The sequence below is a fragment of the Promicromonospora citrea genome (genome assembly GCF_013004695.1).
In the GTDB taxonomy this organism is placed as follows: Bacteria; Actinomycetota; Actinomycetes; order Actinomycetales; family Cellulomonadaceae; genus Promicromonospora; species Promicromonospora citrea.
On record NZ_JABEMG010000192.1, the window covers coordinates 1 to 6106 of the forward strand.

Consider the following 6106-nt stretch of genomic DNA (forward strand, 5'->3'; position numbering starts at 1 on the left):
CGGCTCGGGTACCCGCCACGACTCGGTCATGACCAGCGGCGATGCGTGCGCACCGTGCGCGATGTCTCAGGCGGCCTTGGCCTCCAGGATGTCGACCACGAACACCAGGGTCGAGTTGGCCGGGATGGCGCCGTTCTCCTGGTCGCCGTACGCCTGGTCCGCCGGGACGACGAGCAGCACCTGGCTGCCGACCTTCTGGCCGGCGATGCCGTTCGTCCAGCCCGGGATCACACCGTTGAGCGGGAACGACGTCGGGGTGCCGCGGCTCCACGAGGAGTCGAACGACGTGCCGTCGAGCAGGCAGCCCGCGTACTGCACGGTGACGGTCTGCTCCTTGGTGACCTTCGGCCCGTCACCCTCGATCAGCGGCTGCACCACGAGCTCGCTCGGGGCCTGGTAGTCCGCGGGGATGGTCACGGTCGGCTGGCCGTCGTCCGCGAGCTCGACGGCGGGCAGGCCGGCCTCGGGCTCGACGGCGGTGCCCTCTGCGCGGGTCGGGATCTGGTTGACCTCGGCGACCTCGACGACCGTCACCTGGACCGTCTGGTCCATCGCGGTGCTCGCCATGGCGATGCGCGTGCCGACCTTCTGGCCGATCAGGCGGTCGTTGAGCAGGTCGTACTGCGGGTCACCCAGCGTGAACGTCTCGGGCTTCTTGGTCTCCCACGTGGAGTAGGTCTGCTTGGCGTCCTTGCCACCCAGGACCACGTAGTTGATGGTCGCCTGCGCGCCCTCGGCCAGCTCGTCGCCGGAGCCCTCGTCGACCACGCGGGACGACGGGCTGCTCACCTCGAGCGGCGTCTTGAAGGAGACCTTCGGGGCCTCGCCGACGGGGCCGGTGACCTCGATGCCCTCGACGGCCTTGACGTCCTCGGGCGACGGGCTGGGCGCGGGCGAGGTCTCGGCTGCGGGCTCGACCTCGCAGACGTTGGCGTCGGACGCGCCCTCCGCGGAGTTGTCTCCGCTTGCGCAGCCGGTGAGCGCGATGGATGCCAGCGCGACGGCCGCGAGGCCGGCGGTGGTGCGGTGCTTCACGAATGATCCTTCGGTCGGTGTGCGCCTTGCTGGGGACCGCCACACTCTAGCGGGCTCGGATGAGTGAGGCCTTCAGGCGGTGAGCAGGTTCCGGGCGGGGGTCGAGCCGACCTCTCCGCCCTGCGGAAGAATAGATGCCATGCCGTCGAAGCGCCGCTCCAGCAAGCGTCCGTACGCCGCCGGGCACGTACCCCTCGACGTCGACCGCGCGACGGGCGGCCGCCGCAGCGAGTCGGCGGCCGACGGGGAGTGGGTCGTGCAGCGCATCCGGTCGTCCGACAAGACGTACGTCTGCCCGGCCTGCCGCCAGGACGTCCGGCCGGGCACCGCGCACGTGGTCGCCTGGCGCACGGACGGGTTCGGCGGCCCCGACGCCGGCCTGGACGCCCGCAGACACTGGCACACGAGCTGCTGGCAGCGCCGCGCCCACCTCCGCTGACCCGGGAGCGTCGGCCCCGAGGAGCACAATGGGACCGATGACTTCGAACGACTCGCCCGACGCGACCACCGGTGCCCACCAGATCCGTTCGCTCACGGTCCTGCCCGCCCAGCGGGAGGACGTGGAGCTGCACACCGCCGACGGCCTCACGCTCGTCGGCGAGCTCGCGCTCCCCGAGCAGAGCGAGCCCGCCGCGAGCCTGCTGACCTTCCACCCGCTGCCGACCCACGGCGGCTTCATGGACTCGCACGTGTACCGCAAGGCGGCCTGGCGGCTTCCCGCCCTGGCGAACCTGGCGGTGCTGCGGTTCAACACCCGCGGCACGTCCTCCCCGCGCGGGACGAGCGAGGGCACGTTCGACGGGGGCGACGCCGAGCGCTTCGACGTGGCCGCGGCGATCGAGCTGGCCGAGGTTCGGGGGCTGCCCCGGCCGTGGCTGGTCGGCTGGTCGTTCGGCACGGAGCTCGTCCTCAAGCACGGCGCCGAGCCGAGCGTCGAGGGCGCGATCCTGCTCTCGCCGCCGCTGCACCGCGCGACCGACGAGGACCTCGACCGCTGGGCCGCGTTCGGCAAGCCGCTCGTCGTCCTGGTGCCGGAGCTGGACGACTACCTGCGGCCCGACGAGGCGCGCCGTCGCTTCGCGCGCGTGCCGCAGGCCGAGGTCATCGGTGTCGACGGGGCCAAGCACCTGTGGGTCGGTGAGCCCGCCGTCTCGCGCGTGCTCGACGAGATCGTCGCGCACGTGGTGCCCGGCCACCCGCTCCCGCTGCCCACGCACTGGGACGGTCCGCTCGGGACCGCCTGAGCGGGCGGACGGGGCACCGGGGGCGCACCATGGCAGATATCAAGGACAGGTAGGGATCCAGGAGGACGACGATGACCTCACCGAGCCACCTTCCGACCCACGCGGCGAGCCGCGACCCGCTCGCCACGTTCCCGCTGCACGAGGGCGGGGGAGTGCCGCTGGTGCTGCTGCACGGCTTCCCGTTCGACCACCGCATGTGGGCCGCGTGCGCGCAGCACCTGCCGCCGGGCCTGCGCGCCATCGCCGTCGACCTGCCCGGGGCGGGGCACAGCGACCTCGACGGCGCTCCGCCGAGCATCGAGCACGCCGCCGACCGGGTCTACCGCACGATGGTCGCCGAGGGGGAGGGCAACGCCGTCGTCGTCGGCCACTCGATGGGCGGGTACGTCGCGCTCGCGCTGGCCGAGCGCCACCCCGGCTTCGTGGTGGGCCTCGGCCTCGTGAGCACCAAGTCCACGGCGGACACCGAGGAGGCCCGGGCCAAGCGCCTGCACGTGGCTGCGGCCGCCGACGACACCCAGACCGTCGACGCCGTGCTCGGCATGCCTGCGGCGCTCGTGGGCCCGACGACCACGGACCACCGCAGGCAGCTCTTTCCGGTCCTGGACTCGTGGATCCGCGCGCAGTCGCCGGCGAGCGTCGCGTGGTCGCAGCGCGCGATGGCCGCCCGGCCGGACCGCACGGCCGTGCTCGACCGGTTCGGCGCGCCGGTCGCCGTGGTCGTCGGCGCCGAGGATTCCGTGACGCCGCTCGCCGAGGCCGAGCACATGGTGCGCGCCGCCGCCGGGACGTCGCTCGGCACGGCGGGCAACGCCGCGCTCACGCTCGTCCCGGGCGTCGGGCACATGAGCCCGGTGGAGGATCCGCAGGCGGTCGCGGCGGCCCTCGGGCTCCTGCACAACCAGGTCGTGGCCCACCACTGACCGGACCGCCGGCGCCGGCGGCAGAGCGCAGAGCCCGGCACGGACGAACGGCGGCCCTCCCCGCTCGGGGGAGGGCCGCCGTTCGTCAACGTGGAGCGGTCAGCTCGAGGCGCCGGCCTTCTCGGCCACCGGCTCGTCGGCGTCCTCGTTCTCCGAGGCGGACGACTCGGACGACGACGCGTCGGCCGCGCTCTTGCCAGCCTTCGTGCTGGCCTTGGTGCCCTTGACCGACGGGATCACGACGGTGGCGTTGCCCACCGGGACGGGCGTGGGGTTGCTCGGCGGGATGGACGCGGGCATCGAGCCCGTGTCGGTGGACACCTCGGGCTCGGCCTCGGTGCCGTCGCCGACGACCGCGAACCGCGCCTGCTGGGCCGGCGTCGCGCCCGAGAGACCCGCGGGCTTGGGCGGCAGCGCCGGCTTCGCGGGCGTCGAGTCGCCCGACGCGCCGAGCATGCCGCGCAGCTCGTCGAGGTAGGAGTTGATCGAGTCGTGCTGGCGCGTGAGGTCCTCGAGCTGGTGCTGCGCGGCGGACCGGCTGGCCTCGGCCTCGGCACGTGCGTCGTCGATCGTCTGCTCGGCGAACTCGCGGGCCTCCGCGACGATGCGGTCGGCGGACTTGCGGGCGTCGGCCACGAGGTCCTTGACGTAGACGTCGGACTCCGAGCGGATCTTCTCGGCCTGCTCGAGCGCGACGGCGACACGCTTCTCCGCCTCCGCCGCGTGCTCCTCCGCGGTCGCGACGAGCTTGGCGGTCTCGGCCTTCGCGGTCTCGTGCCGCTCGGCGAGCTCCTTCTCGACGGCCTCCTTGCGGGTGGCGATGTCGAGCTCGGCCTGGGCGAGGGCGGCGCGAGCCTGCTCGCGCAGCTCCTCCATCTCGCTCGTGACCGCGTTCGCGGCCTCGGCGGCCTGGCGGCGCGCCTCGGAGAGGATCTGCTCGGCCTCGGCACGGGCGCTGGCGAGCATGGCGGACGAGTCGCGCTCGGCGGTCTCGCGCTGCTCGGTGGTGTCCGCGTTGACCTTGGCGCGCAGCTCCGCGGCCTCGCGCTCGGTGTTGACGCGCAGCTCCGTGGTCTCGCGCTCGACGGTCGAGCGCAGGGTGCCGAGCTCACGCTCCAGGCTGGCCCGGCGCTCGCTCTCCTCCGCGGCGATCGCGCTGGCGATCTGGGAGGACTCGCGCTCGGCGGAGCCCACCAGCTCCTCGGCGCGGCGCTGGGCGGCGAGCAGGTGGCCCTCGGCCTCCGCGGCGGTCGTCGTGCGGATCTCCTCGGCCTCGCGGCGGGCGCTGGCCAGCATCTCGGCGACCTCGGCCTCGGCGCGCGAGCGCACCTGGCCCGCGGACAGCTTGGCGCGTGCCATGATGTCGGCGGCCTGCTGGTTGGCCTGGTTGATGATGTCGGTCGACTGGTCCTCCGCGGAGCGCAGGAGCAGCTCGATGCGGGAGCCGAGACCGGCGTAGGAGGGCTTCTCGGTCTCGCGCAGGTTGCGCTTGGCCTCGTTGAGGTCCTGCGTGAGCTGCATGGCGCGGGCGTCGGAAGCCTCGACCTGACGACGTGCCTCTTCGAGGGCGTGGTTCAGCCGGTCCAGGTGCGCGTGCACCTGGTCGCGGTCGTACCCGCGCATGGCAGTCGGAAAGAGCGAGCGCTCGTCGGACACGGTGCAGACCTCCAGTGTCGGGACTTGGTGAGGCGCGGGTCAGGCTCCCCCCTGTGGGACGCCGTTCGGTACGGCCCGTCCGGCGCCCAGGATACGTGTCTTGTGCGGATGTGGATACACCGCTCCCGGATGCAATGTACGGATTGCATGGAATACTCTCGTCGGCTCTCGCGGCCTCCCAGCGTGCCGACGGTCGAGGCGTGTCCGTGAAGGAAGAGTGAGGATCCCCGCCGCATCCCTGTCGAATATCTGTCGAACCGCACAAGCACGACCGTCATTGGACAGTGCCTCGCGATCCGTCCCTATGCTGGATCACCCACCTGATCGAACGGGCACAGGCCCAATATCCGAAGGGAATCGGTGGTGCAACGCTTCTTGGCGATCCTCCTGATCCTTGCCGGCCTCGGCGGGATCGGCTTCGGGATCGCGACGGCAACCGTCCTGCGCGAGTCCGACACCGTCGTCGCGACCGCGACCCCCAGCGGCGACGGAACCATGGTCGTGACGGAGCCCGGTGTGCTCGGGCTGGTCGACGACCAGGTGACCGTGCGTGCCACCGTGCCGGAGGGACAGAAGGTCACGCTCGCCCTCGGCACCGACGTCGACGTGCTCGGCTGGGTGGGCGAGGACCCGTACGACTCCGTGACCGGCCTGTCGTCCTGGGAGACGCTGCGCGTCGTGCCCGGCACGCCCGCCACGCAGGAGACGGGCGACGGCGGGGAGGAAGAGGAGTCCGGCGAGCAGGCGGACGCCCCCGCCCCGCCGGCCAGCGGCCCGGACCCCGCCGGGTCGGACATGTGGATCTCCGAGGTGAGCGGTGAGACGGCCGTCTCGATGCGCTGGACCGAGGAGCCGGGTCGTGTCGTGCTGCTCGCGGCGGGCGTGGGCGAGAACGCCGAGGCCCCGACCCTCGAGCTGACCTGGCCCCGGCCGAGCAGCACGCCGTACCTGTGGCCCGGCGTCCTGGGCGGTGGCTTCCTCCTGATCCTCGGCGTCTTCATGGCCATCGGGGCGCGCAGGAGCGCGAACCGCAAGTCTCCCCGGAAGAAGGACCGCGCGTCGTCCGTCCGGACCCGCAGGCCCGACTCCGAGCTGCCGCGCCGCGAGGTGTTCGGCGTGGACGGCGACCGGCACGACGAGGCGGGTGCCCCACCGGACGCGCCGTCGTCGGCGCCGCGCGAGCCGCAGCCGGTGGCGGGTGCCGCCGCGCAGCAGACGCCCGCCGGCGCCTTCCCGCCCCCGGGCGGG

At 73.2% G+C, this 6106-nt stretch carries 6 protein-coding genes; 4 read left to right on the plus strand and 2 right to left on the minus strand.

Annotated elements, in window-relative coordinates:
• Window positions 1-66: 66 nt before the first annotated feature.
• Window positions 67-1035 (minus strand): FKBP-type peptidyl-prolyl cis-trans isomerase, encoded by a 969-nt coding sequence (locus tag HLB15_RS21800; protein ID WP_171108611.1) that lies wholly within the window; start codon window positions 1033-1035, stop codon window positions 67-69.
• Window positions 1036-1174: 139 nt separating this feature from the next.
• Here HLB15_RS21800 and HLB15_RS21805 point away from each other — a divergent pair, with 139 nt between their 5' ends.
• The 3 genes from HLB15_RS21805 (at window position 1175) to HLB15_RS21815 (ending at window position 3202) form a co-directional block, all read left to right on the plus strand.
• A complete protein-coding gene (locus HLB15_RS21805; protein WP_171108613.1) occupies window positions 1175-1474 on the plus strand; it encodes an Rv1322 family protein in 300 nt (99 codons plus the stop codon).
• A gap of 37 nt (window positions 1475-1511) precedes the next feature.
• Entirely contained in the window at window positions 1512-2279 is a 768-nt protein-coding gene (locus HLB15_RS21810; protein ID WP_212760218.1) for an alpha/beta hydrolase, read from the plus strand.
• 71 nt (window positions 2280-2350) lie between these two features.
• The gene (locus HLB15_RS21815; protein ID WP_171108617.1) at window positions 2351-3202 is read left to right on the plus strand and encodes an alpha/beta fold hydrolase; all 852 of its coding nucleotides are present in this window, start codon (window positions 2351-2353) and stop codon (window positions 3200-3202) included.
• Between the two features lie 99 nt (window positions 3203-3301).
• On the opposite strand, the gene HLB15_RS21820 is transcribed toward HLB15_RS21815, so the two are convergent.
• The gene (locus HLB15_RS21820; RefSeq protein ID WP_171108619.1) at window positions 3302-4858 is read right to left on the minus strand and encodes a DivIVA domain-containing protein; all 1557 of its coding nucleotides are present in this window, start codon (window positions 4856-4858) and stop codon (window positions 3302-3304) included.
• Between the two features lie 363 nt (window positions 4859-5221).
• Between HLB15_RS21820 and HLB15_RS21825 the strand changes: the two genes are divergently transcribed.
• Window positions 5222-6106: hypothetical protein (locus HLB15_RS21825; RefSeq protein WP_212760219.1), on the plus strand; the 885-nt coding region annotated here is incomplete at its 3' end.